Below are 26,251 nucleotides of genomic sequence, written 5' to 3'. Positions count from 1 at the left end.
CAAATGCGCGTTATCGTTCATCGCGAGCAGGCTCGCTCCCACACTTGATCTGCGCAACACCAGAGATCCAGTGTGGGAGCGAGCCTGCTCGCGATTGGGCCAACCCGATTCAGCTGGCCTGGCTTTCATCCTTGCCTTTTACGCAGGCGAAGTCTTCTTCGCGCAGCTCGGGCAAGTCCTTGGCACAGTAAGGGCTGCCCAGGTCCTTGAGCGCGCCGCACATGTCTTCCAGTCGACCATCGACCGCTTGCAGGTGATCCAGCAACTGACCGATGGCTCGCGCCACCGGGTCTGGCATGTCTTCACCGACGCCGTAGGCATCAAAACCAATCTTCTCGGCCATGGCCTTGCGCTTGGCTTCCAGCTCATCATCGGACTTGACGATAATCCGCCCCGGAATCCCGACCACTGTCGCCCCTGCCGGCACAGCCTTGGTCACCACCGCATTGGAGCCCACCTTGGCCCCCGCCCCCACGGTGAACGGCCCCAACACCTTGGCGCCAGCGCCTACCACTACGCCATCTTCCAGCGTCGGGTGGCGCTTGCCTTTGTTCCAGCTGGTACCGCCGAGGGTCACGCCCTGATACAGCGTCACGTCATTGCCGATTTCAGCGGTTTCGCCGATGACAATGCCCATGCCATGGTCAATAAAGAAGCGACGGCCGACCTTGGCACCCGGATGAATTTCGATCCCGGTCAACCAGCGACCGAAGTTCGACACCAGTCGCGCCAGCCATTTCCAGCCCATGCCCCATAACGCCGACGACAGGCGATGAATCCAGATAGCGTGCATGCCCGGGTAGCAGGTCAACACCTCAAACGCATTACGTGCCGCCGGGTCACGGTGGAAAACGCTCTGGATATCTTCACGCAAACGCTCGAACATCATTAATCCTTCCGTTTAAGAAGCTCGCCACGGGCCGCTTTCTGGGTTTCCGTGAGGATGCCACGCAAAATATTCATTTCCGCCCGGCTGACCGAGCTTCGTCCGTACAATCGACGCAGGCGCGCCATCAAGTGCCGCGGCTTTTCCGGATCGAGAAACTCGATGGCCACCAGCGTCTGCTCCAGGTGCTCATAGAATCGCTCAAGCTCATCCATGGTCGCCAGCTCGCCGCTCTTGGTCGACGCCACTTCTTCCTTCTCGATCTTGCTTGGCTGACCTTGGGCCGCCAGCCAGGACATGCGCACTTCATAGCTCAACACCTGCACCGCTGCCCCGAGGTTCAGCGAACTGAACTCAGGGTCTGATGGAATGTGCACGTGATAATGACATCGCTGCAGCTCTTCATTGGTCAGGCCGGAATCTTCACGACCAAAGACCAACGCAATCTCGGCGCCTTGCGCTGCTTCCTCAACCACTTTCGTCCCGCATTCACGGGGATCGAGCAGCGGCCAAGGGATACGACGATCACGGGCGCTGGTGCCCAGCACCAGGTTGCAGCCGACCAGCGCATCTTCCAGCGTGGCGACGACTTGGGCGCTTTCCAGGATGTCACCGGCACCGGAAGCTCGCGCATCGGCTTCGTGGTGCGGGAACAACCGCGGCTCGACCAGCACCAGTCGCGACAGGCCCATGTTCTTCATGGCACGCGCAGCCCCGCCGATATTCCCCGGATGGCTGGTATTGACCAGGACGACACGAATGTTCTGCAGCAAGGGAGGCGCTCTCTGACAGGGAAATTAGGGAGCAAATCTTACAGTTCCTCCTACCGTTAAGCTATGAAAGCGAACGTCGACCTTCACCTGTAGAAACTTTCTGATAGAATGCTCGGCTTTCTTTAACAACCTTAGGTGACACATCCATGCAGCCCATGCTGAATATCGCGCTGCGCGCCGCCCGCAGCGCCAGTGAATTGATTTTCCGCTCCATCGAGCGCCTGGATACCATCAAGGTCGACGAAAAAGACGCCAAGGACTACGTGTCCGAAGTGGATCGCGCTGCCGAACAGAAAATCATCGACGCACTGCGCAAGGCTTACCCGAATCATTCGATCATGGGTGAAGAGACCGGCATGCACGCCGGCTCCGGGATCGAAGGCGAAGAATACCTGTGGATCATCGATCCACTGGACGGCACCACCAACTTCCTGCGCGGCATTCCTCACTTCGCTGTCAGCATCGCCTGCAAATACCGCGGTCGCCTGGAGCACGCTGTTGTTCTGGACCCGGTTCGCCAGGAAGAATTCACCGCCAGCCGTGGTCGCGGCGCTCAACTGAACGGTCGTCGCCTGCGCGTCAGCGGTCGCACCAGCCTGGACGGCGCCCTGCTGGGTACCGGCTTCCCGTTCCGTGACGACCAGATGGACAACCTCGACAACTACCTGGGCATGTTCCGCGCCCTGGTTGGCCAGACCGCCGGCATCCGCCGCGCTGGCGCAGCGAGCCTGGACCTGGCTTACGTCGCTGCCGGCCGTTTCGACGCCTTCTGGGAGTCGGGCCTGTCCGAGTGGGACATGGCGGCAGGCGCCCTGCTGATCCAGGAAGCTGGCGGCCTGGTGAGCGACTTCACCGGCGGTCACGACTTCCTTGAAAAAGGCCACGTCGTTGCCGGCAACACCAAATGCTTCAAGGCAGTACTGACGGCCATCCAGCCGCACCTGCCAGCCTCGCTGAAACGCTAAGCGCCAGGCACAAAAAAGCACCCTCCGGGGTGCTTTTTTATGCCTGAAATTTGCCCCCCCCCACAAACACCACACCCCCAACGTGGGAGCGAGCCTGCTCGCGATAGCGGTATGTCAGCCAGCGTCAATGTTGAATGTTAGACGGTCATCGCGAGCAGGCTCGCTCCCACAGGGGATGGGTGGCGGCGCATAAATTCGGGGTATAAAAAAAGCACCCTTTCGGGTGCTTTTTTGAGTCTGGCATTCAGCTTATTTCTGAGCGGGCTGGTTCTGACCGAGGATCAGATGACCATCCTTGTCGACCGGAATCTGGTTGCCCGGATCACGATCCATCCGCACTTTACCTTCCTTGCCGCCCAGCGAATACCGAACGTCATAGCCTACGAGCTTGTCGCTGAGGTCATTGACCGTCTCGCAACGTCTTTGCATCGTGGTGGTGGTATCACCGTTCTGCATGCGCTCTTGCACCTTGTTACCGGCATAACCACCGCCAACCGCACCCGCCACCGTGGCGAGCTTCTTGCCATTACCGCCACCGACCATGTTGCCCAACAAACCACCGCCGACCGCACCGATCACCGTACCGAGGATCTGATGCTCATCCTTCACCGGCGCCTGCCGGGTCACAGGCACATCCCTGCACACTTCACGCGGAGTCTTGATCTGTGTTTTGACCGGCTCTACCGCCAGTACTTGCGCATACTCAGGTCCGCCGCTTTTTACCAGGCTGTAGGTGGCAACAGCGCCTCCGGCAGTGACACCGACAGCACCCAATACCGCACCAACCAGTAACGACTTGTTCACTTGAACCTCCTGACCATCACATGCGGGACATGCCCGCGCTTCTCCCAACGTTGGAGCATAAAAAAAGGCGCGAGTTCAATACTCGCGCCTTCTTGTTATAACGAGAGGAAATAACGCCTCAAGGACGGTCGTCCACTTCCTTCTCGGTATTGGCCGGAGGAATCAGGTCCTCGCTGCTCAGGTTCAGCCAGATCAGCACCACGTTGGCGATGTAGATCGACGAGTAAGTACCCGCCAGAACACCGATAAACAGCGCGATAGAGAAACCGAACAGGTTGTCACCACCGAAGAACAGCAGCGCAGAGATCGCCAGCAAGGTGGAGATCGACGTCGCCATGGTCCGCAGCAGGGTTTGGGTGGTCGAGATGTTGATGTTCTCGATCAGCGTTGCCTTGCGCAGCACCCGGAAGTTCTCACGAACCCGGTCGAATACCACAATGGTGTCGTTGAGCGAGTAGCCGATGATCGCCAGCACCGCCGCCAGTACCGTCAGGTCGAAGGTGACCTGGAAGAACGACAGGATACCGACAGTCACGATCACGTCGTGGATCAGCGAAACGATTGCACCGACCGCGAACTTCCACTGAAAGCCGAAAGCCAGGTAGATCAGGATACCGCCCAGCGCCATCAGCATGCCGAGGCCGCCCTGGTCGCGCAGCTCTTCACCCACCTGCGGACCGACGAACTCGACGCGCTTGACCACAGCCGGGTTGTCGCCGCCGACTTTCTGCAGTGCCTCAGCGACCTGGTGACCCAATTGCGGGTCTTCGCCAGGCATGCGCACCAGCAAATCGGTGGTGGCGCCGAAGCTCTGAACGATCGCTTCGTGATAACCCGCCTCAGTCAGCTGGGAACGAACTTTCAAGACGTCGGCCGGACGCTCGTAGGTCAGCTCGATGAGCGTACCGCCGGTGAAGTCCAGACCGTAGTTCATGCCCTTGTGGAAGCAGCTGAACAACGCCAGAGCGGTAAGGAACAATGTGACGCCGAACGCAACGTTGCGAACGCCCATGAAGTTGATAGTACGTAACATGGCAGCCCCTTAAATCCACAACTTCTTGAAGTCACGACCGCCGAAGATCAGGTTGACCATCGCGCGGGTCACCATGATGGCCGTGAACATCGAGGTAAAGATCCCGAGGGACATGGTCACTGCGAAGCCCTTCACCGGGCCGGTGCCCATGGCGAAGAGGATGCCGCCGACCAACAGAGTGGTCAGGTTGGCGTCGAGAATCGCGGTGAATGCCCGGCCGAAGCCTTCGTTGATTGCCCGCTGCACGGTCATGCCGGCCGCGATCTCTTCACGTATCCGCGAGAAGATCAGTACGTTGGCGTCGACCGCCATACCCATGGTCAATACGATACCGGCGATACCCGGCAGGGTCAGCGTTGCCCCCAGCAGCGACATCAAGGCCAGCAGCAGCACCATGTTCACCGCCAGCGCAACCGTGGCGATCACGCCGAAGAAGCGGTAGATGGCCATGATGAACAGCGAAACGAACAGCATGCCCCACAGCGACGCATCGATACCCTTGGTGATGTTGTCAGCACCCAGGCTTGGACCGATGGTGCGTTCTTCAGCAAAGTACATCGGTGCCGCCAGGCCACCGGCGCGCAGCAGCAAGGCCAGCTCCGAGGACTCGCCCTGACCGTTCAGGCCCGTGATGCGGAACTGAGCACCCAGCGGCGACTGAATGGTCGCCAGGCTGATGATCTTTTTCTCTTCCTTGAAGCTCTGGACCGGCACGTCTTTCTCGACGCCGTTGACCATCTGCTTGACGTAAGTCGTCACCGGGCGTTGCTCGATGAAGATCACCGCCATGCTGCGACCGACGTTGGAGCGCGTCGCACGGTTCATCAGCTCACCGCCGTGACCGTCCAGACGAATGTTCACTTCCGGCGTACCGTGCTCACCGAAACCAGCCTTGGCGTCAGTCACCTGGTCGCCAGTGATGATCAGGCCACGCTCGATTTGCGCAGGAGGACGCTTGCCCTCACGGAACTCGAAGGTCTCGGAAGTGGCTTTCGAAGCACCCGGCTCAGCTGCCAGACGGAACTCCAGGTTGGCCGTCTTGCCGAGGATACGCTTGGCTTCGGCAGTGTCTTGCACGCCTGGCAGCTCAACCACGATGCGGTTGGCACCCTGACGTTGAACGATCGGTTCGGCAACACCCAGCTCGTTGACGCGGTTACGCACCGTGGTCAAGTTCTGCTTGATGGAGTATTCGCGGATTTCCGCCAGCTTGGCCGGGGTCATCGCCAGACGCAGTACCGGTTGGCCATTGAGGTCGGCCGGAACAATGTCGAAATCGTTGAAGTTCTTGCGGATCAGCGCACGAGCATCTTCACGGGCAGCTTCATCACTGAAACCCAGCTGAATGGCGCCATTGATCTGCGGCAGGCTGCGATAGCGCAGTTTCTCTTTACGCAGCAGGCTCTTGACGTCGCCTTCATAGACTTTCAGGCGGGCGTCGAGGGCTTTTTCCATGTCCACTTCAAGCAGGAAGTGCACACCACCGGACAAGTCCAGACCCAGCTTCATCGGATGCGCGCCGACAGTGCGCAGCCATTGCGGGGTGGTTTGTGCCAGGTTCAGTGCGACGACGTAGTCATCACCCAGCGCCTTGCGCACGACGTCTTTGGCTGGCAGTTGGTCTTCCGCCTTGGTCAGGCGCAACAAACCGCCCTTGCCATTGGCCGACAGAGTGGCCGCCTTGACGTTGATCCCGGCATCGTTGAGCGCTTTGCTCACGCGATCCAGATCAGCCTGATTGACCTGCAGCGCAGTGCTTGCACCGCTGACCTGAATGGCCGGATCGTCAGGATAAAGATTGGGAGCGGAATAAATCAGACCGACCGCCAGCACCGCCAGGATCAGAATGTATTTCCACAGAGGGTATTTGTTCAGCATCACGCCGCCCGCTTATGACGCGGGGCGCCTTGCGCGCCCCGTCGATTGAGTAGAAGTTGAAACTTAGATCGCTTTTAGCGTGCCTTTTGGCAGCGTGGCGGCAATGGCGCCCTTTTGGAATTTCATTTCGACAGTGTCGGAAACTTCCAGAACAACGAAATCATCTGCCACTTTAGTGATCTTGCCGGCAATACCACCGGTGGTCACAACTTCGTCGCCTTTCTGCAAGCTGCTCAGCAGGTTCTTCTGCTCTTTGGCGCGCTTGGCCTGTGGACGCCAGATCATCAGGTAGAAGATGACCAGGAAGCCGACCAGGAAAATCCACTCAAAGCCGCCGCCCATTGGGCCTGCTGCAGGGGCACCAGCATCAGCCATGGCATTAGAGATAAAAAAGCTCATTTAGCACTCCAGTTGCAAATGTTGAATCTTGGGGTCAGAAAACTCAGTCCAAAGGCGGTACGGGTAACCCGCGTTTGGCGTAGAAGGCATCGACAAAGGCGGCCAATGTACCCTGTTGAATAGCCTCGCGCAAACCAGCCATAAGTACCTGGTAATGGCGCAAATTGTGGATGGTATTCAACATGCTACCCAGCATTTCTCCACACTTGTCCAGATGGTGCAGATAAGCACGGGAGAAGTTCTGGCAGGTATAGCAATCGCAGGTCGGATCGAGCGGCGAATCATCATGGCGATGAAACGCGTTACGGATCTTCAGCACACCAGTATCAATGAACAAGTGCCCATTGCGGGCATTACGGGTTGGCATCACGCAATCGAACATGTCCACACCGCGGCGCACACCCTCAACCAAGTCTTCCGGTTTGCCAACGCCCATAAGGTAACGAGGTTTGTCAGCCGGCATCTGGCCTGGCAGATAATCCAGGACCTTGATCATCTCGTGCTTGGGCTCGCCCACCGACAGACCGCCGATGGCCAGGCCATCAAAACCAATCTTGTCGAGGCCTTCCAGGGAGCGCATGCGCAGGTCCTGGTGCATGCCGCCCTGAACGATACCGAACAGCGCCGCCGTGTTGTCGCCATGGGCGTTTTTCGAACGCTGGGCCCAGCGCAACGACAATTCCATGGACACCCGCGCCACATCTTCATCGGCCGGGTACGGCGTGCATTCGTCGAAAATCATCACGATGTCGGAGCCCAGGTCGCGCTGAACCTGCATCGACTCTTCCGGGCCCATGAACACTTTCGCGCCATCCACCGGAGAAGCGAAGGTCACGCCCTCCTCCTTGATCTTGCGCATGGCGCCCAGGCTGAACACCTGGAAACCGCCGGAGTCGGTCAGAATCGGGCCTTTCCACTGCATGAAATCGTGCAGGTCGCCGTGCTTCTTGATCACTTCGGTGCCAGGACGCAGCCACAGGTGAAAGGTGTTGCCCAGAATGATCTCGGCGCCGGTCGCCTCGATATCCCGCGGCAACATGCCCTTGACCGTGCCATAAGTGCCGACCGGCATGAAGACTGGGGTTTCGACGGTGCCACGCGGGAACGTCAGGCGACCACGGCGAGCCTTGCCGTCAGTGGCCAGCAATTCGAAAGACATACGACTGGTGCGACTCATGCTTGATCCTCAGGGCCGCGCGGTGCGGGATTACGGGTGATGAACATCGCATCACCGTAGCTGAAAAAGCGGTATCCATGCTCGACGGCGGCCTTGTAGGCGGCCATGGTCTCGGGATAACCGGCGAACGCCGAAACCAGCATCAACAGCGTGGATTCGGGCAAATGAAAGTTGGTCACCAGGGCATCGACCACATGGAACGGCCGGCCTGGGTAGATAAAGATATCGGTGTCGCCGCTAAACGGCTTGAGCACGCCATCGCGGGCCGCGCTTTCCAGCGAACGCACGCTGGTGGTCCCCACCGCCACCACGCGCCCACCCCGCGCACGGCATGCAGCAACCGCATCCACCACGTCCTGGCCGACTTCCAGCCATTCACTGTGCATGTGGTGATCTTCGATCTTCTCGACCCGCACCGGCTGAAAGGTGCCAGCGCCTACGTGCAAGGTCACGAACGCCGTCTCGATACCCTTGGCGGCAATCGCCTCGAGCAACGGCTGATCGAAATGCAGCCCCGCCGTCGGCGCCGCCACCGCGCCCAAACGCTCGGCGTAGACCGTCTGATAACGCTCGCGGTCCGAGCCTTCGTCCGGGCGGTCTATATAAGGAGGCAACGGCATGTGCCCGACGCGGTCGAGCAGCGGCAGCACTTCTTCGGCGAACCCCAGTTCGAACAACGCATCATGACGCGCGAGCATTTGCGCTTCGCCACCTCCGTCGATGAGGATCGTCGAACCCGGCTTCGGCGATTTGCTGGAACGCACATGGGCCAGCACGCGATGACTGTCGAGCACCCGCTCGACCAGAATTTCCAGCTTGCCGCCGGAAGCTTTCTGGCCAAACAGCCGCGCCGGAATCACCCGGGTATTGTTGAACACCATCAAGTCGCCCGGGCGCAAATGCTCAAGCAAATCAGTGAATTGACGGTGCGCCAGAGCGCCGCTGACCCCATCCAGGGTCAACAGGCGACTGCCGCGCCGCTCAGCCAAAGGGTGGCGAGCGATCAGCGAATCAGGGAGTTCGAAAGTAAAGTCAGCAACGCGCATGATGGGGTTCGTCTAGCAGGGCCGGGAAGTCTAGCGGAAATAGTGAAAATTCTCCATGTACCTGATTGACCGACGGTTATCTCATCTCTATACTTCGCCGCCATTGAGCCCTGATGGCGGAATTGGTAGACGCGGCGGATTCAAAATCCGTTTTCGAAAGGAGTGGGAGTTCGAGTCTCCCTCGGGGCACCATTTGATGTACATAGACGTCCAAGGACGTCTACGCAACACCCCTAGAGCCCGCTAACTGCGGGCTTTTTGGTCTCTGGGGTTCCATCCCCATCCCTTGCCAGCCAGGCTCTTTTTGGTACATTTTCTGTACATATTCCAGTTCGAGAACCGGAGGTGTACAGCCATGCCCCTCACTGCCTTGCAAATCAAAGCCTCCAAGCCGGCCGACAAGCAATACACGTTGGGTGATAGTTCGGGTCTTGCCCTGCTGGTGAAACCCAACGGCAGCAAGTACTGGCACTTCCGGTACACCTATCAGGGCCGACCGGCGCGCATGTCACTGGGCGTGTATCCGCATATTCATCGTGCTGATTGACTTTGAAGAAGCCCTTTGTTGTTGAAGTCGATCATCTGTCCATCTTCCGCCTGAAGAAAATCCCTGCAGGTTACTTCAGCGCCTTTACGACTCGAACGTCGATGGGAAATCCTTCCGGTCCGGCCAATTGCTTCCACCCCACGTACTGAAAAACCCCTTCCTCATCAATGTAATCGCCTCGCTCCACCATTTCGCCGCCCAGCACTGCGACGTGCTTATAGACGCCGCAGCTGCCATCCGAACGACGGACGGTGTAGATCACATAGGGTTTGGCGTAATACGCGGCGCGGAAATGGCGGCCGCAACCAAAATCGACTGTGATCATCAAGGTCTTCAGATTCGCTTCGCCATCCAGCTCGGCGTGCTGGTCGAGGGCCCCGATTTCGCCGACGTCGCTGAAGCCCAGAGAGCGAGCACGCTTGTATTCCGAGGAGTTCAGGTGTTCGGTCTGGGCTTGCTGCAAATGCTGATCTATTTCCTCGCCGTATTCAGCACTGCCCTTGGCCGCTATGTCTTGCGCTTGGGGGATGACGCTTTCGCAGCGGGCGTAATCGGGGGAGCCGAGGCTTTGCTGGGCGAGATTCTTGCGATGTACAGTAAAGGTTCGCAGATAACTCTCGATAGTGGGCAAGACATCCTTGGCCGTCTGGCGCCCGTTCTGCACATCGGTCACTGCCCGCTGTAATTGCTGGCAATCGGAGAGGTAGGTCTTCCAGGCGTATTCCGGGGTTTCTTCCCAGTCGGCGAGCGCCGGGGTCATCACGACGGCGAAAGTGATCGCGCAGAACAGACGCGAGGCTGGAGCGAGAGTGAGCATGCGTAGTCCGTTACAAAGATGAAAAAAGTGGCGCGACGCTACTATTTTGCCATTTCGCTAGCAGAAAAGGGGACAGACCTTCCGTTGGTGAGGTGTGATGTTTGTGGGGGTGGACTGCTTGGGATGATGGTTGGGGATTCAGCATTGGTGGTGGCTGGTCTGGCGCCTTCGCGGGCAAGCCCGCTCCCACAGGGATTGCGGTGGTCTGACAGGGATTGTTAGCCCTGAGTTTTCGGGGGGTTCAGTATTCGGGTCGGAGCGAATGCTGAGAAATCCGTTTCGAAGTTTCCACCGTGAATGCCTCCCGGTGAACTCGGCCATCACCTTCCCCGCCTGCAATCCTTTTTGCATAACCTCTAAAGCAAAAAGGCATAAATCCCCTCCAGAGACGGCGCCTTCGGCCACACTCTTCTAGACTTAACGGGTAGTCGTAGAAAGAACCGAACACGTCGCTTTCGTGCAGATGATTCAAAGGCGGCGTGGCAAGCTGCCCTATATGCCCTGAAGAGGTGCGGCGAAGACCGTACCGGGCCCAACAAGATGCCCGCTCAGGGTGCCTGGCCAACGGCCTGAAAATGCCACGATACCGTGACGTGGCGTGACTGCCGCAGCCGACACTTTCGGACAACCGACAACCACCTGGTTTGCCCGTGATCGTGAGGAATGCTGTATGCCTGATGAGATGTTGCACCTGTCTATGGTCAACAACCTGCTGGAGCGCCACAAGGGTTCGCCCGGCGCGCTGTTGCCGATCCTTCATGATATTCAGGAGGGCATCGGTTACATCCCCGATGCCGCCGTCCCCGAGATTGCCCATGCGCTGAACCTGAGTCAGGCCGAGGTTCGCGGGGTGATCAGCTTCTACCATGACTTCCGCACCGCCCCTCCGGCGCGGCATATCCTGCGTCTGTGCCGGGCCGAGTCCTGCCAGAGCCGCGGTGCCGAGCAGCTCGCGGCGCAATTGCGTGAACGCCTGCAACTGGACGACCACGGCAGCAGTGCCGACGGCAGCATCAGCCTGCGCCCGGTGTATTGCCTCGGCGCCTGCGCCTGCTCGCCGGCCCTTGAGCTGGATGGTCAGGTGCATGCGCGCCTCAGCGCCGAGCGCCTGGATGCCCTGCTCGACGCTTGCCTGGAGGACGCATGATGCCGGCTTTCTATCTGTCCCGTGATTCGCTGGCCCGTGCCGTGGGTGCCGAAGAGGTTGCGGCAGCTCTTATCACCCATGCCCGGGGACGCTTTGTGCCTCTGGAGTTGCAACGCACCAGCTCGCGCGGCCTGTACTGGCTGGAACCGCTGCTGGAAGTGGACAGCCCGCAAGGCCGTATCGGCTTCGGCCCGCTGACCGCGGCCGATGTGCCATCGGTGCTCGATGCGCTGCAAGGCGAGCCGTCCGCCCATCCACTGGCCTTGGGCCTGGTGGAAGAATTGCCTTACCTGAAGACGCAACAACGCCTGCTGTTCGCCCGCGCCGGCATTACCCGGCCGCTGTCGCTGGACGATTACCGCGCCCATGGCGGTTTCGAGGGTTTGACCCAGGCCATCGCCCTGGGCGGCGAGCAAACCGCGACCGCCGTGTTCGATTCGGGCCTGCGTGGCCGTGGCGGTGCGGCGTTCCCGGCCGGCATCAAATGGCGCACGGTGCGTGGCACTCAGGCGGCACAGAAATACATTGTGTGCAACGCCGACGAAGGCGACTCCGGCACTTTTGCCGACCGTATGTTGATGGAAGGCGACCCCTTCCTGCTGATCGAAGGCATGGCCATTGCCGGCATCACCGTCGGCGCCAGCTACGGTTACATCTATGTGCGCTCGGAATATCCACGGGCTGTGACCACGCTGCGCGCGGCATTAGATATCGCCCGGTCCGCCGGTTACCTCGGCGCCAATGTCGGCGGCAGCGGCCTGGCCTTCGACATGGAAGTGCGGGTCGGTGCCGGCGCTTACATTTGCGGTGAAGAAACCGCGTTGCTCGACTCGCTCGAAGGCAAGCGCGGGATCGTCCGCGCCAAGCCACCGATCCCGGCGTTGCAGGGCCTGTTCGGCCTGCCGACCCTGGTGCACAACGTGCTGACGCTGGCCTCGGTGCCGATGATTCTGGCCAAGGGCGCGCAGTTCTATCGCGATTACGGCATGGGCCGTTCGCTGGGCACCATGCCCTTCCAGCTGGCGGGCAATGTTCGTCACGGCGGTTTGGTAGAGCGGGCCTTTGGCCTGACCCTGCGCGAACTGGTGGAAGAGTACGGCGGCGGTACCGCCAGTGGCCGACCGCTGAAAGCCGCACAGGTTGGCGGTCCCCTCGGCGCCTGGGTGCCACCGGGGCAATTCGACACGCCGCTGGATTACGAAGCGTTCGCCGCCATCGGCGCCATGCTCGGTCACGGTGGTGTGGTGGTCGCTGACGACAGCCTCGACATGGCCCACATGGCGCGTTTCGCCATGCAGTTCTGCGCCGAGGAATCCTGTGGCAAATGCACCCCTTGCCGTATCGGCTCGACCCGCGGCGTGGAAGTGATCGACCGCCTGCTGGCCGCGCCGGACCAGAGCAGTCGCGATGAACAGGTGATCATCCTCAAGGACCTGTGCGACACCCTGCAGTACGGTTCGCTGTGCGCGCTGGGCGGCATGACTTCCTATCCAGTGGTCAGCGCCCTCAAGTACTTCCCCGCTGACTTCGGTCTGCAAGCCTCGGAGGCCGACCAATGATCACTCTCTTCGACCCGAACACCGATATCGATCTGGGCACCCCGGCTCGCCACAGCGAAGTGCAGATAACCCTGAACATCGACGGCCAAAGCATCAGCGTGCCCGAAGGCACTTCGGTGATGCGCGCCGCCGCAATGCTCGGCACCACCATTCCCAAACTGTGTGCCACCGACAGCCTGGAAGCCTTCGGCTCGTGCCGCATGTGCCTGGTCGAGATCGACGGCATGCGCGGCTACCCGGCGTCCTGCACCACGCCGGTCAGCGAAGGCATGAGCGTGCACACCCAGACGCCAAAGCTCGCGACCCTGCGCCGCAACGTCATGGAGCTGTACATCTCCGATCACCCGCTGGACTGCCTGACCTGTTCGGCCAACGGCAACTGCGAGCTGCAAACCGTCGCCGGCCAGGTCGGCCTGCGGGAAGTGCGTTACGGCTATGAAGGCGAGAACCATCTGGACGACCAGAAGGACACCTCCAACCCCTACTTCGACTACGACCCGAGCAAGTGCATCGTCTGCAACCGCTGCGTGCGCGCCTGCGAAGAAACCCAGGGCACCTTTGCCCTGACCATTACCGGGCGCGGTTTCGAATCCCGGGTCGCGGCCGCCGGTGGCGAGAACTTCCTCGACTCGGAATGCGTGTCCTGCGGCGCGTGTGTACAAGCCTGCCCGACCGCGACGCTGATGGAAAAAAGCGTGGTCGAGCTGGGTCAGCCCGAACACAGCGTGATCACCACCTGCGCCTATTGCGGCGTGGGCTGCTCGTTCCGCGCCGAGATGAAAGGCGACCAGGTCGTGCGCATGGTCCCCGACAAGAACGGCCAGGCCAACCACGGCCACTCGTGCGTCAAAGGGCGCTTTGCCTGGGGCTACGCGACCCACCCGGATCGCATCACCAAGCCGATGATCCGCAAGCACATCAACGACCCTTGGCAGGAAGTCAGCTGGGATGAAGCGGTGACCTACGCCGCCAGCGAATTCCGTCGCCTGCAACAAAAATACGGTCGCGATTCCATTGGTGGCATCACCTCCAGCCGCTGCACCAACGAAGAAACCTACCTGGTGCAAAAACTGGTGCGCGCCGCGTTCGGCAACAACAACGTCGACACCTGTGCGCGGGTCTGCCACTCGCCGACCGGCTATGGCCTGAAACAAACCCTGGGCGAGTCCGCCGGCACCCAGAGCTTCGACTCGGTGATGCAGGCCGACGTGATCCTGGTGATGGGCGCTAACCCGAGCGACGCCCACCCGGTGTTCGCCTCCCAGCTCAAGCGCCGCCTGCGTGAAGGCGCGCGGTTGATCGTCATCGACCCACGCCGCATTGACCTGGTGGACACGGTGCATGCCCGCGCCGAACTGCACCTGGCCCTGCGCCCGGGCACCAACGTCGCCATGCTCAACGCCCTGGCCCACGTCATCGTCACCGAAGGCCTGCTCAACCAGGACTTTATCGACGCCCGTTGCGAAGGCAACGATTTCGCCCAGTGGAAGGCGTTCGTCAGCCGCCCGGAAAACTCGCCGGAAGTTCTTGGCGACATCTGCGGCGTCGCCGCTGCCGACATCCGCGCCGCCGCCCGGCTGTATGCCACCGGTGGCAATGCGGCGATCTACTACGGCCTCGGCGTTACCGAACACAGCCAGGGCAGCACCGCGGTCATGGGCATCGCCAACCTGGCCATGGTCACTGGCAATATTGGCCGCGAAGGCGTGGGCGTGAACCCGCTGCGTGGGCAGAACAACGTTCAGGGCTCCTGCGACATGGGCTCCTTCCCGCACGAGTTGCCCGGCTACCGGCACATCTCCAACGAGGTGATTCGAGCGCAGTTCGAACAGGCCTGGAACGTTACGCTGCAACCCGATCCGGGCCTGCGCATTCCCAACATGTTCGAGTCGGCCCTGGCCGGCAGCTTCAAGGGCCTGTATTGCCAGGGCGAAGACATCGCCCAGAGCGACCCCAATACCCAGCACGTCACCGCAGCCCTGTCGGCCATGGAATGCATCGTGGTGCAGGACATTTTCCTCAACGAAACCGCCAAATTCGCCCACGTGTTCCTGCCGGGCGCTTCGTTCCTGGAGAAAGACGGCACCTTCACCAACGCCGAGCGGCGCATCTCCCGAGTGCGTAAGGTCATGGAACCGCTGGGCGGCAAGGCCGACTGGGAAGGCACGGTGGCTCTCGCCAACGCGCTCGGTTACCCGATGAACTACCAGCATCCGTCGCAAATCATGGATGAAATCGCCAGCCTGACGCCGACCTTCACCAACGTCAGCTACGCCGAACTGGAACGCCACGGCAGCCTGCAATGGCCGTGCAACGCCGAGGCACCGGACGGCACGCCAACCATGCACATCGACGAATTCGTGCGCGGAAAAGGACGCTTCATGCTCACCGGCTACGTGCCCACCGAGGAAAAGGTCAACAGCCGCTATCCTCTGCTGCTGACCACCGGGCGGATCCTCAGCCAGTACAACGTTGGCGCCCAGACCCGGCGTACCGAAAACGTCGCCTGGCACGACGAAGACCGCCTGGAAATCCACCCGACCGACGCCGAGAGCCGTGGCATCAACGAAGGTGACTGGGTTGGCATCGGCAGCCGCGCCGGACAAACTGTCCTGCGTGCGCGGATCACCGAACGGGTCGCCCCGGGCGTGGTGTACACCACCTTCCACTTCCCGGAATCGGGGGCCAACGTCATCACCACCGACAACTCCGACTGGGCCACCAACTGTCCGGAGTACAAGGTCACCGCCGTGGAAGTCAGCCGCGTCTACCACCCTTCCGAGTGGCAAAAACGCTATCAGGCGTTCAGCGACGAACAGCAACGCCTGCTCGACGAACGTCGTGCGGCACGCGCCGGAGCAAAAGCCGAGGTACGCCGATGAGCACTGCCAACCTGATCAAAATGGCTAACCAGATCGCCCAGTACTTCGCCACCGAACCGGACCAGCAACAAGCCGCGCTCGACGTGCGTAATCATATGAAAATGTACTGGACGCCCGGCATGCGCAAGGAATTGCTGGCCTGGCAAACGGAGCATCAGGGCGCAGACTTGCACCCGCTGGTGCAATCAGCAGTCAGTGGGGCGGGCTGGGAGGCTTAGGTTCACCTGATCCATTGGAATTGCCCCTTGGCCCGTGAAGACAGGCCAAGGGGCAAACTCATGCTCCGCTTGATAACGCCTCCCGTTCTTCCCCCCTCAAAAAAACCACCGTCCCCCTGTTATTTGCAGCCTTCCCTGCAGTCGATCAAATAACGCATATCAACACTGACCTGATATTTCAAATTCATCCAAGGGCTGCACATTTCCCGGGGTGAGTATTGGGCGCCCGACTATACTAAAAAGGTTTAGTACACAGTGATGAATGCTGTGGGTGGAGGCATTAGACGCGATGGAAGTTAATATATGGCCACCCTTGGAAGTTGGTGATTAATAATAATTTTCCATGATGCTTTGGTGTAGCGGAGAGGACTTTATATGAACAACCTGTTGAATGAACTGCACACCTATCATCATGAGGTGGCTAAAAAAATTACCCAGATCAAAGCATTACTGGGAAAAATGAAGCATGAATCCGCCGATGCCGATGATCGCACGTTGTTGTTTCAGGAACTGGAAGCCTTGCATGGCGACGCAGAGCGGCATCACCATGAAAATGAAGAGATTATCCGACGGGCCTTGCTGGAGACCGAGGCACCGATCCACCCACGGGTCAAGGATATCGAGCGCGACCATCTGGCATTTGGGCGCATTGCTGGACAACTCAAGGCGTTGGAAGAGTCAACTCAGGAAATGAAAGTGATCGCTGATACCATCGATGACTATATCAAGAAATACTATGATCATATGGAGTCCGAGGAGAACATCTTCTTCCCGATGGCAGATAAGTGGCTGTCTGATACTCAGTGGCAGGAAGTAAAGAGTCAGTGGCATTAGTTGGAGCGCCCAACCACGTCCAACCAATAGCAGCCATCACGCAGGAAAATACAGGGACAGACCACGATAATGAATATGAGAAACCGTGGTTTGTCCTCTCATGTCCGTTTTACACGAACATCACACTAACGCTCGAAATTTATCGCTCAGTAAACAATTTCACTTCGAATTGCCTGCATGACGATATTCGACAAACGCTCGGTCAGCGGATCAGGGTTAGCCTCTCTTCGATGCAGCATCAAGGCTATGGAAGGTAAAGGCGGCAAACCGCGTTCGCCGGCAGCCAACAGTTCGGTCCCCGATTGCAAGCCCAAGGCTGTCCTGATCGTGTAACCCAAACCGGCTTCGGTCGCGGCTGACAGACCGTTGAGGCTGGAACTGGTGAACGACTGCAGCCAGGGAATTCCCTCGCGATTCAGCGCCGCAGTGGCCATCGAATGAAAAGGACATGGCGCGTCAAACGCAATGATGGGCAGCGGTGTCCCTGATTCGATACGCCAGTCGAGGTACTGGTGAGAAGAGCCGATCCACTCCATTTGCAGTTCCGCCACCCGCTCCCGGTATCCGACGTCCGGCACGTCACCCCACACCACCGCCAAATCGAGCGAGCCATTTTCAATCCGGCTTAGCAGGTCAGCATTACGCGCAATCCGGGCTTCCACTCGAACATCGGGATGAGCCCTGGCGAATCTGCCCAACACCGTCGGCAAGAAGCTACTGAGATCCTCCTGAAGCCCGAGGCGTACCCATCCCTTGAGCTTCAGCTCGGAGACGGCCGTGATGGTCTCGTCGTTGAGACTCAAAAGACGCCGAGAGTAATTGAGCAGCACCTCTCCCGCATCAGTCAGGGCAAGCCCGCGACCTGCCTTTTTGAAAAGCGCTGAGCCCACCTGGGCTTCCAGTTTCTTCAACTGGGCGCTGATGGCTGAAGTCGAACGCGCGAGTTTTTGCGCCGCCTTGGCAAAGCTGCCCAGTTCGACCCCGGTGACGAAACTGCGCATGGCATCTAGATCGAAATTTACCGGCCTCATGACAATCCTGTTTTTCGGGACGAACACACAAAATAATTTGATATTCGAGACGATACCCGCATGAGAATCTTTTGGCCCACAACTATTCAACGAGTGGGATTCTTATGCCTGTGGATAACGGTCACCGCTGGAAAGTGCTGGGTGTCGGTGTTGCTGCCAACGCAAGCTTTTCCAGTGTCGTGGGTGGACTACCCGCGACAGCGGTTTATATGCGAGCAACGTATCAGCTCGATAACGCCGAGTTGGGGCTGGTCTTGGGGATTTTGGGACTCGGTATTGCCGTCAGTGAGATCCCGTGGGGGTTATTGACTGATCGCTGGGGTGATCGTCCTGTGCTGCTGACGGGACTTCTCTCCTCCGGGATCGCGCTGCTTGGGCTGGCCATGCTGGCCTTGTATGCGCCAACGATTGTGTTGCTGGCCATTGGGCTGTTCGTGGTGGGTCTGCTGGGCAGCAGCGTCAACGGCGCCAGTGGTCGAGCCATCATGGCCTGGTTCAAAGAGGGCGAACGAGGGTTGGCCATGAGCATTCGGCAAACGGCGGTTCCGGGAGGTTATGCCTTAGGGGCGGTCGTGCTGCCCTACCTTGCCCATACCTATGGATTTGTCGAAGTATTCAGTGCTTCTGCCATCTTCTGTCTCACCGCCTGCCTGTGTGCCTGGTTCTGGTTGTATGAGCCGGACTTCTCCAGCGACGCGGCGAAAAAACAGAGTAAAGAGCCCACAACCAGCCCACTGAAAGACTCAAGAGTCTGGCGAATCGTTTTAGCCATCGGCCTGCTCTGCGCCCCGCAATTTGCCATTCTTACTTATGCCGCCGTGTTCTTTCATGACTTTGGCAACATCAACATCACATTGGTCTCCGCTACGTTGGCAGTCATACAGATCGGCGCGATCGTCAGCAGAATCTGGAGCGGGCGCTGGACCGATAAAAACAAAAACCGCCGTAGTTACCTTAAAACCTGTGCATGGCTGAGTGCCCTGACCTTTTTGGTTCTGGGCTGCACGGTATCGGCCGCCAGCTTTTACGGAATGAGCGAAACACCGCTGGCCAGCGCCCTGATCATCGCCGTGATGGTAGTCGCCGGGATCAGCGTATCCGCCTGGCACGGCGTGGCTTACACCGAACTCGCGACACTGGCAGGCGCCAGTCGGGCAGGCACGGCGCTGGCCATGGGCAATACCTGCGTCTTTGTCGTGCTGTTCGCGACCCCTATCGCTGCGTCGGCCCTCATGACTCATTTCTCATGGGGCGTGGTGTGGCTGGCTGCGGCCTTTTGTGCCCTGTTGACGGTGCCGCTCTTTCCACGCGAGGAAAAAGCCTATGCATTGGAATTTGGCTCGGCCTGAAATCGCTATCCCTGAAACGCCATGGAAAAGCACGGAAAAGGGGACTGATTTATTTTCATGAGAACTGGACACCAGTTATGGGACTTCAATCAGCCCCCCACTAACTTTCTCTACCCCACCTACACCGGCAACACCACCCGCGCCTCCAACCCTCCACCTGAGCGGTTGCGCACGGTCAGCGTGCCGCCGTGTTCCAGAACGATCGCCCGCGCCGCCGACAACCCCAGCCCCACGCCCCCCGTGCTTTTATTCCGCGACCCTTCCAATCGAAAGAACGGCGCAAACACCTGTTCATAACTATCTGCAGGAATCCCCGGCCCGCGATCAAGTACCCGAACGATCACCTGTTCATCCTCCTGCCGCAGTTCAATCGCCGGTTCACTGGCGTACTTGATCGCGTTCTCCAGCAAATTGGTGATCACCCGTTTCAGCCCCAGCGGGCGGCCGAAGTAGACCAGTCGGGGTGGGCCACTGAAGGTGATGTCGATGGATTGGTCGCGGTAGTCGTCGATCAGGGTTTGCAGCAGTTCGGCCAGGTCGAACTGGGTTGCCTGTTCCAGGCGAGCGTCGTCGCGGAAGAATTCCAGGGCGGAATTGATCATGGCCTGCATTTCGTCGACGTCGCGAAACAGCCGTTGTTGCTGCTCCGGGTCTTCGATGAATTCGCCACGCAGGCGCATGCGGGTCAGCGGGGTGCGCAGGTCGTGGGAGATGGCGGCGAGCATCTGCGTGCGGTCTTTGATGAAGTGCTGCAACTGGGCCTGCATGGCATTGAACGCGAGGATCGCCTGACGGATTTCATGCGGGCCGACCGGGTCGATGGGCGGTGCGCGAAAGTCGACGCCGAAGCGTCGGGCGCCTAGGGCGAATTGCTGCAAGGGTTTGGCCAGCCGGCGGGTGGCGATCAGTGCGACGACGCTGGTCGACAGCAACACCAACAGAATCACGATCAAGGTTCGTGGCCCTTCCGCCAGCCCCCAGCTGCGTGACGGCACGCTGAACATCAGCCAGGACTGATCCGCCAGTTGCACCAGCAAGGCGTAGTGCCCGTTCTTCTGTGGCCAGTCGCCAGGTTGGTAGGCTTCGACCCGGCGGGTCGGCGTGTTGAACAGTCGCTGGGCCTCCGGTGAGGCCGTGCGGTAAGCCGCTTCGGGCGTGTCCGGCAAGTCGAGGCCTTGACGGGTGGCATGCCAGCTGACGCTGAAGGTGTTTTCGCTGGCGGCCTTCGCCAGGCGCTCGCGCTGCGACGCTTGCGAGGCTTCCATCATCCGGGTAATGGACGCGGTTTTTTCCAGGAGTCCGGTTTCGGCCAACGGTGGATAAGCCCAGACGCCGGCCAACTGGATAAACAGCGCGTTGAAAGCCAGCGATGTGAGCATCGCGATAAGGGTGGTCAGGGCGATCCAGCGGGCCACGGTGTCACGCGGGCGCAGACGCAGAGCAGCCATGAGTTTTTTCACTGGCGGGTCACACTGGGGGTGAACAGATACCCGCCGTTGCGCACGGTACGAATCATCTCGGGGCGCTTGGTGTCGTACTCCAGTTTGCGCCGCAAACGGCTGACCTGAACGTCGATGCTGCGATCGAACGCCTCATGCGTGCGGCCCCGCGCCAGGTCCAGTAACTGTTCCCGGGTGAGAATGCGCTGCGGATGCTCGACAAACACCAGCAGCAAGTCGAACTCCCCGGCCGACAGCGGAATCATCACCTGATCCGGTGAACGCAGTTCCCGACGAGTGAGGTCCAGTTGCCAGTCGGCGAACTTGATCAGCGGGCGCGGCGCTTCCCCGGTCAGCGGGCGGCTTTCGCCGGCCCGGCGCAGCACGGCGCGCACGCGGGCCAGCAGCTCCCGGGCGTCGAACGGTTTGCCCAGGTAATCATCGGCGCCCATCTCCAGCCCGACCACCCGATCACTCAACTCACCCATGGCGGTCAGCATGATCACCGGCGTCGGGTATTGCTGGCGCAGGCGTTGGCACAGCGTCAGCCCGTTCTCGCCCGGCAGCATCAGGTCGAGAATGATCAGGTCCGGCGCCTGGCGCTCAATCGCCGCCCACATCGAGGCGCCATCGGTGGCGACCTCCACCGCATAGCCTTGTTGCACAAAAAATTTCTTCAGCAGCGCGAGGACCTCAAGGTCGTCGTCCACGATCAAAAGACTGCTCACCAGCGGCATCACTTAAGGTCTGAAAGAACCCACATCTAAAACCATTCGGCGCGCTCCGTCATATATTTCAATCGGGTAACAAAGCGACAGCCAGGTAAAAAAGCAGACATCTTTGCGCAAGGCTCGAATGTCAGCATCGGTCACCTTTTCCCGAAGACTGTTTGCGCATGCGTACACCGCTGCCAGGAAGCCCAGACCGATGATCTCTGAAAACCAGCCGCTGATCCTGCAACAACGCGTGGTGAAACACGCTAACGCCAACCTGCACTGCCGCGAAGTCAGCCTGCAACTGTCGAGCGACCAGCGCGAGGTCATCCTCACCCGCTACACCGAACACTACAGCCCCGACGGCCTGCAATGGGTCGAACGCAGCCACCGTGTGTCGGTGAACGAGCTGCTGCGCTGGGTGGTTGAAAATGGTGAGGCACAAACGTTGATGCAGGGTGGGGACGATCAAGATTGAGGCGCTATCCTGAGCGCACATTGATCGGGCTGGATGCTCACTAAAGGAGAAGTATGTTTTCAAGGAACAGAATGGTCCCCGAACTGATGGTCGGCGACATCCGGAACAGTCTGGATTTCTGGACCGGATTGGTTGGCTTCAGGGTCGCCTACGACCGTCCCGAAGAGGGATTTGCCTACCTCGATTTCGACGGGGTGCAGGTCATGCTGGAGCAGTACGACCCGCTCGAAGGGCAATGGGTGACCGCTCCACTGGAACCGCCATTTGGGCGCGGCATCAACTTTCAGATGACGGTCGACAGTGTCGGGCCGATTCTCCAGCGCTTGGCCGCTGCCGAGTGGCCATTGTTTCGCCCGTTTGCCGAGAAGTGGTATCGATCCGGTACGGTGGAAGTCGGCCAGCATGAGCTGTTGGTGCAGGACCCGGACGGTTATCTGCTACGGTTGGTTGAGTATCTGGGGGAGCGTCCGCTCTCGAATGTCGCAGCCACATAATCGCTTCAATCATGAATGCACGGGCAACGACCCCAGCCGATAACGGTCCACCATTACTCAGCCTCCACAACACGCCAAAGGCCGCCAACCGCCCATGTTCGAGCACATAGACCTCAATCACCTCCTCGCGACCTACGGCTATTGGGCGGTTTTTATTGGCTGTGTCATGGAAGGCGAAACCATCCTGATATTGGGCGGCATGGCGGCGCATCAGCATTTGCTGAAGCTTTGGCCGGTGATCGCCTGGGCCAGCGCCGGCGGAATGTTGGGGGATCAACTGCTGTTCTGGAGCGGCCGTTATTTCGGCACGCGACTGTTGCCTCGTCTCAAACGCCAGCAAGCGCAGATCAAGCGCGTCAGCGGATTGATCGCACGCTACCCGTCGATGTCGGTTTTTTCGGTGCGCTTTCTGTACGGCATGCGGTTGGTGGGCCCCATGGTGATCGGTGCCAGTGGCCTGTCGCCGTTGCGTTTTTCACTGTGGAACATGCTCGGTGCAATGGTCTGGGCCACACTGTTTGTCAGCGGCGGTTATTGGGCGGGCGAAGCGCTTCAGCAATTGTTCGGTGACATCAGGCCTTACCGACTGCCGATTGCCTTGGGTGTTGTGGTGGTCGTTGCGGTTGTGGGGTTGATTCTGCACCTCAGGAACAAGCGTAAGTTGCAGCAGTAAATCAGGCGGCTTTTACTCAGATCGAACCTACATTTTTCAAGGAAACGTCTTGAAGACAACGGAGCATACCGAGCGCCTAATCGAGGCTGCTTTTTGACCTCCTCCGTTCGTAAAGACCACTCGTAGGTATCACCTTGCCAACATGTACTCATTTCTGTACGGTTTTCGCATCAAGCGAGGACAACACCATGCAAACGATCAACTACACCAATGCCCGGGCACATCTCTCCGAAACCATGGATCGAGTCAATGAAGACCGCGCCCCGCTGCTGGTAACCCGGCAGAAAGGTGAGCCGGTGGTGATGATTTCCCTTGCCGAATACAACGCCCTTGAAGAAACCGCCTACTTGCTCCGTACTCCGGCCAATGCCGAGCGTCTGATCAAGTCGATCAACAGCCTGCGTGCGGGGAAGACCAAGCCAAGGCAGCTCATTGAAGAATGAACATTCTGTTCACCCCCGAAGGCTGGGACGACTACCTCTGGTTTCAGCAGAACGACAAGGCCGGGCTCAAGCGGATCAACCTGCTAATCAAGGCAACCTTGCGGGATCCGTTCGCAGGCCCCGGAAAGCCTGAGCCACTCAAACATAACCTTAGTGGTTTTTGGTCCCGCAGGATCACTGCCGAGCATCGCCTGGTCTACACGGTGGAAGGGGGCGAACTACAGATCGTGATGTGCAGATACCACTACTGAACATCGACTAACTTCACGTTCTCGCCTCTTGCTCACTCCTACGGACTTGTGTGCACCATCGATCTCGACCACGCCACCGAACCGTAGGAGCAAGGCTTGCCTGCGATGGCGGTCTTAAGGATGTCATCGCCGGCAAGCCGTGCTCCTACGAAGTGCGTAAGCGCATCTCAAACGGAACGATCAGTTGTCAGCTCCCCTCACCATCCGCCCTACCCCCCGCACAATCATCTCCACCTCCCGCTCATCGATGGTCAGCGGTGGCAGCAAGCGAATGGTCTTGCCCCGTGTCACGTTGATCAGCAGCCCGTGGTCCCGCGCGGCGATCAGGGTCAGGTCGCGAATAGGCCGGGCCAGTTCGATGCCGATCATCAAGCCTTGGCCACGGATCGCCAGCACCTGCGGGTTGCCATCGAGTTCGGCGTGCAAGCGTGCGAGCAGGCGTTCGCCCTGACACTTGGCGTTTTCCAGCAAGCCTTGTTCTTCGATGATTTCCAGCACGGTGCAGCCGACCCGACACGCCAGCGGGTTTCCGCCAAAGGTGCTGCCGTGGCTACCCGGGGTGAAGAGTTCGGCGGCTTTACCGCGAGCCAGGCAAGCGCCGATCGGGACGCCGTTGCCCAGGCCTTTGGCCAGGGTCATGACATCCGGCACGATGCCTTCGTGTTGAAAGGCGAACCATTGCCCGGTACGGCCGATGCCGGTCTGGATCTCGTCGAGCATCAGCAGCCAGTTGCGCCGATTGCACAATTCGCGCAGGGCTTTCAGGTAGCCGGTCGGCGCGAGTTGCACGCCGCTCTCGCCCTGAATCGGCTCCATCAAAACCGCCACGATGCGCTGGCCATGAGTCTGGTGGGCCTTATCCAGTGCGGCGAGATCGCCGAACGGCACTTTGATGAAATCCCCCGGTAGCTCCTGAAACCCCAAGCGCACCGCAGGGCCATCGCTGGCCGACAAGGTGCCCAGCGTGCGGCCATGAAAGGCGTTTTCCATGACCACCACCAACGGCTGCTCGACACCTTTGTGCCAACCGTACAACCGGGCCAGTTTCAGCGCGGTTTCATTGGCCTCGGCGCCGGAGTTGTTGAAGAACACCCGGTCGAGCCCCGACAACTGCGTCAGCTTGTGCGCCAACCGTTGCTGCCAGTCGATGCTGTACAGGTTAGACGTGTGCAGCAACAGGCCGGCCTGTTCGCTGATGGCGCTGACCACCTTCGGGTGCGAGTGGCCGACATTGGTCACGGCCACGCCCGCCACCGCATCCAGATATTCACGACCAGCCTGATCCCACAGGCGTGTGCCCAGCCCTTTGGTAAAACTCAAGGCCAGGGGTTGATACGTGGTCATCAGGCAGGCGGCGGTCATGACATCAAGCTCCATCATTGGTCAGTGTTTTTGCAGTATCGTTAGCCACCTGAGCTGGATAAACGCCGAAACACTTCAATCATTTTAAAGCTGGGCTTGATAATGGACTTACTGCTGGCGATGTCGGTTTACGTGAAGGTGGTCGAGGCTGGCAGCATGACCGCCGCCGCCCTGGAGTGCGAAATGTCGACCACCATGGTCGGCAATCACCTGCGGGCGCTGGAGCAACGCCTGGGCGTCAGCTTGCTGCACCGTACGACGCGACGTCAGCGCTTGACCGAATTTGGCTCGACCTATTATCAGCGCTGTCTTGAGGTGCTGGGGCTAGTGGCCGACTCCGAACGGCTGGCCGAACAAACCCAGTGCGAACCCAGCGGAACATTGCGGATTACCGCCCCGCTGACCTTTGGCACAGAACGCCTGGCGCCCGCCTTGAGCGAATTCGTGTTGCGCTGTCCGCAGGTCAAGCTGGATGTGGTGTTGACCAATCAACGCCTTGATCTGCTGGACAACGGTTTTGATGTGGCGATTCGCTTGGGTAACACCGAACCGTCCAACCTGATCGCACGGCCACTGGAGGACTACACACTGACCATGTGTGCCTCGCCGGCGTATCTGGCACGCCGTGGCACACCGCAAAAACCGGAGGAGCTGGCCGATCACGACTGCCTGGCCTTTGCCTACCCGGCGGGCGATGAATGGCGCTCGGTGGAAAAACAGTGGCGCCTGAGCGGCCCTGACGGGGAGATCGTCGTGGCAGTGAGCGGCCCGATGCTGATCAATAGTTCATCGGGCCTGCACCAGGCGGCGCGCACTGGGATGGGTGTGGTGATGCTGCCGGATGCTCTGGTGGATCAAGACCTTCGGGAAGGGAAACTGGTGGCCCTGATGCAGGACTATCAACTGCCCCGTCGCCCGATGAATCTGATCTACGCGCAGGACCGCTACCGTTTGCCAAAGCTGCGCAGTTTTGTCGAGTTTGCGTTGCAGACATGGGGTAAACAGAACTGATCGCCCACGCCATTATTACTACGCAAGAGGCTTCTATCCCTT

The 26,251-nt window shown here is 59.6% G+C and carries 27 protein-coding genes and 1 tRNA gene; 15 read left to right on the top strand and 13 right to left on the bottom strand.

Features of this window, described 5'->3' with window-relative positions:
• Positions 1-109: 109 nt before the first annotated feature.
• Positions 110-886, bottom strand: coding sequence for a serine O-acetyltransferase (gene cysE, locus AC1DIH_RS10630; RefSeq protein WP_477771641.1), 777 nt, complete (start codon positions 884-886; stop codon positions 110-112).
• Between the two features lie 2 nt (positions 887-888).
• Positions 889-1,659 (bottom strand): tRNA (cytosine(32)/uridine(32)-2'-O)-methyltransferase TrmJ, encoded by a 771-nt coding sequence (trmJ, locus tag AC1DIH_RS10625; protein ID WP_347929010.1) that lies wholly within the window; start codon positions 1,657-1,659, stop codon positions 889-891.
• Positions 1,660-1,805: 146 nt separating this feature from the next.
• On the opposite strand from trmJ, the gene suhB reads away from it, so the two are divergent.
• A complete protein-coding gene (gene suhB, locus AC1DIH_RS10620; protein WP_427543145.1) occupies positions 1,806-2,624 on the top strand; it encodes a type III secretion system regulator SuhB in 819 nt (272 codons plus the stop codon).
• A 249-nt stretch (positions 2,625-2,873) separates the two neighbouring features.
• On the opposite strand, the gene AC1DIH_RS10615 is transcribed toward suhB, so the two are convergent.
• The 6 genes from AC1DIH_RS10615 to queA all read right to left on the bottom strand — a co-directional run bounded on the left by AC1DIH_RS10615 (position 2,874) and on the right by queA (position 8,961).
• Positions 2,874-3,428, bottom strand: coding sequence for a glycine zipper 2TM domain-containing protein (locus tag AC1DIH_RS10615; protein WP_123582688.1), 555 nt, complete (start codon positions 3,426-3,428; stop codon positions 2,874-2,876).
• Positions 3,429-3,546: 118 nt separating this feature from the next.
• Complete coding sequence (gene secF / locus AC1DIH_RS10610; RefSeq protein WP_477771640.1) at positions 3,547-4,461, bottom strand: protein translocase subunit SecF; 915 nt, start codon at positions 4,459-4,461, stop codon at positions 3,547-3,549.
• A gap of 9 nt (positions 4,462-4,470) precedes the next feature.
• Positions 4,471-6,339, bottom strand: coding sequence for a protein translocase subunit SecD (gene secD / locus AC1DIH_RS10605; protein WP_477771639.1), 1,869 nt, complete (start codon positions 6,337-6,339; stop codon positions 4,471-4,473).
• Between the two features lie 63 nt (positions 6,340-6,402).
• Positions 6,403-6,738 carry a preprotein translocase subunit YajC gene (yajC, locus tag AC1DIH_RS10600; RefSeq protein WP_019693477.1) on the bottom strand — a complete coding sequence of 112 codons (336 nt, stop codon included), beginning with the start codon at positions 6,736-6,738 and terminating at the stop codon, positions 6,403-6,405.
• Between the two features lie 43 nt (positions 6,739-6,781).
• Positions 6,782-7,897, bottom strand: a complete 1,116-nt coding sequence (gene tgt, locus AC1DIH_RS10595) for a tRNA guanosine(34) transglycosylase Tgt (RefSeq protein ID WP_477771744.1) — start codon at positions 7,895-7,897, stop codon at positions 6,782-6,784.
• Between the two features lie 14 nt (positions 7,898-7,911).
• A complete protein-coding gene (gene queA / locus AC1DIH_RS10590; protein ID WP_123582692.1) occupies positions 7,912-8,961 on the bottom strand; it encodes a tRNA preQ1(34) S-adenosylmethionine ribosyltransferase-isomerase QueA in 1,050 nt (349 codons plus the stop codon).
• A gap of 107 nt (positions 8,962-9,068) precedes the next feature.
• On the opposite strand from queA, the gene AC1DIH_RS10585 reads away from it, so the two are divergent.
• Both AC1DIH_RS10585 and AC1DIH_RS10580 read left to right on the top strand, forming a co-directional pair.
• Positions 9,069-9,153: transfer RNA gene (locus AC1DIH_RS10585), tRNA-Leu, on the top strand.
• Positions 9,154-9,316: 163 nt separating this feature from the next.
• Positions 9,317-9,508, top strand: coding sequence for an Arm DNA-binding domain-containing protein (locus AC1DIH_RS10580; RefSeq protein ID WP_477771638.1), 192 nt, complete (start codon positions 9,317-9,319; stop codon positions 9,506-9,508).
• A gap of 70 nt (positions 9,509-9,578) precedes the next feature.
• On the opposite strand, the gene AC1DIH_RS10575 is transcribed toward AC1DIH_RS10580, so the two are convergent.
• Entirely contained in the window at positions 9,579-10,325 is a 747-nt protein-coding gene (locus tag AC1DIH_RS10575) for a hypothetical protein (RefSeq protein WP_477771637.1), read from the bottom strand.
• 670 nt (positions 10,326-10,995) lie between these two features.
• On the opposite strand from AC1DIH_RS10575, the gene AC1DIH_RS10570 reads away from it, so the two are divergent.
• The 5 genes from AC1DIH_RS10570 to AC1DIH_RS10550 all read left to right on the top strand — a co-directional run bounded on the left by AC1DIH_RS10570 (position 10,996) and on the right by AC1DIH_RS10550 (position 16,965).
• Positions 10,996-11,472, top strand: coding sequence for a formate dehydrogenase subunit gamma (locus AC1DIH_RS10570; protein ID WP_054595777.1), 477 nt, complete (start codon positions 10,996-10,998; stop codon positions 11,470-11,472).
• The gene (locus AC1DIH_RS10565) at positions 11,469-13,031 is read left to right on the top strand and encodes a formate dehydrogenase beta subunit (protein ID WP_477771636.1); all 1,563 of its coding nucleotides are present in this window, start codon (positions 11,469-11,471) and stop codon (positions 13,029-13,031) included. Before AC1DIH_RS10570 ends, AC1DIH_RS10565 begins: the two co-directional genes overlap by 4 nt.
• Positions 13,028-15,913 (top strand): formate dehydrogenase subunit alpha, encoded by a 2,886-nt coding sequence (gene fdhF / locus AC1DIH_RS10560; RefSeq protein ID WP_477771635.1) that lies wholly within the window; start codon positions 13,028-13,030, stop codon positions 15,911-15,913. The genes AC1DIH_RS10565 and fdhF overlap by 4 nt, the downstream gene beginning before the upstream one ends.
• Positions 15,910-16,131: a formate dehydrogenase subunit delta gene (locus AC1DIH_RS10555; protein ID WP_477771634.1), complete on the top strand. Its 222-nt coding sequence runs from the start codon at positions 15,910-15,912 to the stop codon at positions 16,129-16,131. Before fdhF ends, AC1DIH_RS10555 begins: the two co-directional genes overlap by 4 nt.
• 375 nt (positions 16,132-16,506) lie before the next feature.
• A complete protein-coding gene (locus AC1DIH_RS10550; protein WP_477771633.1) occupies positions 16,507-16,965 on the top strand; it encodes a hemerythrin domain-containing protein in 459 nt (152 codons plus the stop codon).
• 146 nt (positions 16,966-17,111) lie between these two features.
• Here the strand turns inward: AC1DIH_RS10550 and AC1DIH_RS10545 are convergent, their stop codons facing one another.
• A complete protein-coding gene (locus AC1DIH_RS10545) occupies positions 17,112-17,996 on the bottom strand; it encodes a LysR substrate-binding domain-containing protein (RefSeq protein WP_477771632.1) in 885 nt (294 codons plus the stop codon).
• A 104-nt stretch (positions 17,997-18,100) separates the two neighbouring features.
• On the opposite strand from AC1DIH_RS10545, the gene AC1DIH_RS10540 reads away from it, so the two are divergent.
• Positions 18,101-19,345: an MFS transporter gene (locus AC1DIH_RS10540; RefSeq protein WP_477771631.1), complete on the top strand. Its 1,245-nt coding sequence runs from the start codon at positions 18,101-18,103 to the stop codon at positions 19,343-19,345.
• A gap of 119 nt (positions 19,346-19,464) precedes the next feature.
• Here the strand turns inward: AC1DIH_RS10540 and AC1DIH_RS10535 are convergent, their stop codons facing one another.
• A complete protein-coding gene (locus AC1DIH_RS10535; RefSeq protein WP_477771630.1) occupies positions 19,465-20,793 on the bottom strand; it encodes a sensor histidine kinase in 1,329 nt (442 codons plus the stop codon).
• A gap of 8 nt (positions 20,794-20,801) precedes the next feature.
• The gene (locus AC1DIH_RS10530) at positions 20,802-21,512 is read right to left on the bottom strand and encodes a response regulator (protein WP_477771629.1); all 711 of its coding nucleotides are present in this window, start codon (positions 21,510-21,512) and stop codon (positions 20,802-20,804) included.
• A gap of 199 nt (positions 21,513-21,711) precedes the next feature.
• Here AC1DIH_RS10530 and AC1DIH_RS10525 point away from each other — a divergent pair, with 199 nt between their 5' ends.
• The 5 genes from AC1DIH_RS10525 to AC1DIH_RS10505 all read left to right on the top strand — a co-directional run bounded on the left by AC1DIH_RS10525 (position 21,712) and on the right by AC1DIH_RS10505 (position 23,836).
• Positions 21,712-21,975, top strand: a complete 264-nt coding sequence (locus AC1DIH_RS10525) for a hypothetical protein (RefSeq protein ID WP_477771628.1) — start codon at positions 21,712-21,714, stop codon at positions 21,973-21,975.
• A 53-nt stretch (positions 21,976-22,028) separates the two neighbouring features.
• Positions 22,029-22,469 (top strand): bleomycin resistance protein, encoded by a 441-nt coding sequence (locus AC1DIH_RS10520; RefSeq protein WP_477771627.1) that lies wholly within the window; start codon positions 22,029-22,031, stop codon positions 22,467-22,469.
• 94 nt (positions 22,470-22,563) lie between these two features.
• A complete protein-coding gene (locus tag AC1DIH_RS10515) occupies positions 22,564-23,142 on the top strand; it encodes a DedA family protein (protein ID WP_477771626.1) in 579 nt (192 codons plus the stop codon).
• 188 nt (positions 23,143-23,330) lie between these two features.
• Entirely contained in the window at positions 23,331-23,585 is a 255-nt protein-coding gene (locus AC1DIH_RS10510) for a type II toxin-antitoxin system prevent-host-death family antitoxin (protein ID WP_262116002.1), read from the top strand.
• A complete protein-coding gene (locus AC1DIH_RS10505) occupies positions 23,582-23,836 on the top strand; it encodes a Txe/YoeB family addiction module toxin (RefSeq protein ID WP_477771625.1) in 255 nt (84 codons plus the stop codon). The genes AC1DIH_RS10510 and AC1DIH_RS10505 overlap by 4 nt, the downstream gene beginning before the upstream one ends.
• 180 nt (positions 23,837-24,016) lie before the next feature.
• Here AC1DIH_RS10505 and AC1DIH_RS10500 read toward each other — a convergent pair whose 3' ends face one another.
• Positions 24,017-25,198, bottom strand: a complete 1,182-nt coding sequence (locus tag AC1DIH_RS10500) for an acetylornithine/succinylornithine family transaminase (RefSeq protein ID WP_477771624.1) — start codon at positions 25,196-25,198, stop codon at positions 24,017-24,019.
• A 102-nt stretch (positions 25,199-25,300) separates the two neighbouring features.
• Between AC1DIH_RS10500 and AC1DIH_RS10495 the strand changes: the two genes are divergently transcribed.
• On the top strand, positions 25,301-26,209 hold the full coding sequence (locus AC1DIH_RS10495; protein WP_427532678.1) for a LysR family transcriptional regulator: 909 nt from the start codon (positions 25,301-25,303) through the stop codon (positions 26,207-26,209).
• Positions 26,210-26,251 lie beyond the last annotated feature (42 nt).

The sequence above is a fragment of the Pseudomonas sp. 05N36 genome (assembly GCF_056397385.1).
This window is presented reverse-complemented; position numbering and strand designations above follow the sequence as displayed.

Bases quoted from the DNA above. Each gene is read 5' to 3' on its own strand.
- cysE (WP_477771641.1), bottom strand. From the start codon at position 886: ATGTTCGAGCGTTTGCGTGAAGATATCCAGAGCGTTTTCCACCGTGAC.
- suhB (WP_427543145.1), top strand. From the start codon at position 1,806: ATGCAGCCCATGCTGAATATCGCGCTGCGCGCCGCCCGCAGCGCCAGT.
- secF (WP_477771640.1), bottom strand. From the start codon at position 4,461: ATGTTACGTACTATCAACTTCATGGGCGTTCGCAACGTTGCGTTCGGC.
- secD (WP_477771639.1), bottom strand. From the start codon at position 6,339: ATGCTGAACAAATACCCTCTGTGGAAATACATTCTGATCCTGGCGGTG.
- yajC (WP_019693477.1), bottom strand. From the start codon at position 6,738: ATGAGCTTTTTTATCTCTAATGCCATGGCTGATGCTGGTGCCCCTGCA.
- tgt (WP_477771744.1), bottom strand. From the start codon at position 7,897: ATGTCTTTCGAATTGCTGGCCACTGACGGCAAGGCTCGCCGTGGTCGC.
- queA (WP_123582692.1), bottom strand. From the start codon at position 8,961: ATGCGCGTTGCTGACTTTACTTTCGAACTCCCTGATTCGCTGATCGCT.
- AC1DIH_RS10580 (WP_477771638.1), top strand. From the start codon at position 9,317: ATGCCCCTCACTGCCTTGCAAATCAAAGCCTCCAAGCCGGCCGACAAG.
- AC1DIH_RS10575 (WP_477771637.1), bottom strand. From the start codon at position 10,325: ATGCTCACTCTCGCTCCAGCCTCGCGTCTGTTCTGCGCGATCACTTTC.
- AC1DIH_RS10570 (WP_054595777.1), top strand. From the start codon at position 10,996: ATGCCTGATGAGATGTTGCACCTGTCTATGGTCAACAACCTGCTGGAG.
- AC1DIH_RS10565 (WP_477771636.1), top strand. From the start codon at position 11,469: ATGATGCCGGCTTTCTATCTGTCCCGTGATTCGCTGGCCCGTGCCGTG.
- fdhF (WP_477771635.1), top strand. From the start codon at position 13,028: ATGATCACTCTCTTCGACCCGAACACCGATATCGATCTGGGCACCCCG.
- AC1DIH_RS10555 (WP_477771634.1), top strand. From the start codon at position 15,910: ATGAGCACTGCCAACCTGATCAAAATGGCTAACCAGATCGCCCAGTAC.
- AC1DIH_RS10550 (WP_477771633.1), top strand. From the start codon at position 16,507: ATGAACAACCTGTTGAATGAACTGCACACCTATCATCATGAGGTGGCT.
- AC1DIH_RS10545 (WP_477771632.1), bottom strand. From the start codon at position 17,996: ATGAGGCCGGTAAATTTCGATCTAGATGCCATGCGCAGTTTCGTCACC.
- AC1DIH_RS10540 (WP_477771631.1), top strand. From the start codon at position 18,101: ATGCCTGTGGATAACGGTCACCGCTGGAAAGTGCTGGGTGTCGGTGTT.
- AC1DIH_RS10535 (WP_477771630.1), bottom strand. From the start codon at position 20,793: ATGGCTGCTCTGCGTCTGCGCCCGCGTGACACCGTGGCCCGCTGGATC.
- AC1DIH_RS10525 (WP_477771628.1), top strand. From the start codon at position 21,712: ATGATCTCTGAAAACCAGCCGCTGATCCTGCAACAACGCGTGGTGAAA.
- AC1DIH_RS10520 (WP_477771627.1), top strand. From the start codon at position 22,029: ATGTTTTCAAGGAACAGAATGGTCCCCGAACTGATGGTCGGCGACATC.
- AC1DIH_RS10515 (WP_477771626.1), top strand. From the start codon at position 22,564: ATGTTCGAGCACATAGACCTCAATCACCTCCTCGCGACCTACGGCTAT.
- AC1DIH_RS10510 (WP_262116002.1), top strand. From the start codon at position 23,331: ATGCAAACGATCAACTACACCAATGCCCGGGCACATCTCTCCGAAACC.
- AC1DIH_RS10505 (WP_477771625.1), top strand. From the start codon at position 23,582: ATGAACATTCTGTTCACCCCCGAAGGCTGGGACGACTACCTCTGGTTT.
- AC1DIH_RS10500 (WP_477771624.1), bottom strand. From the start codon at position 25,198: ATGACCGCCGCCTGCCTGATGACCACGTATCAACCCCTGGCCTTGAGT.
- AC1DIH_RS10495 (WP_427532678.1), top strand. From the start codon at position 25,301: ATGGACTTACTGCTGGCGATGTCGGTTTACGTGAAGGTGGTCGAGGCT.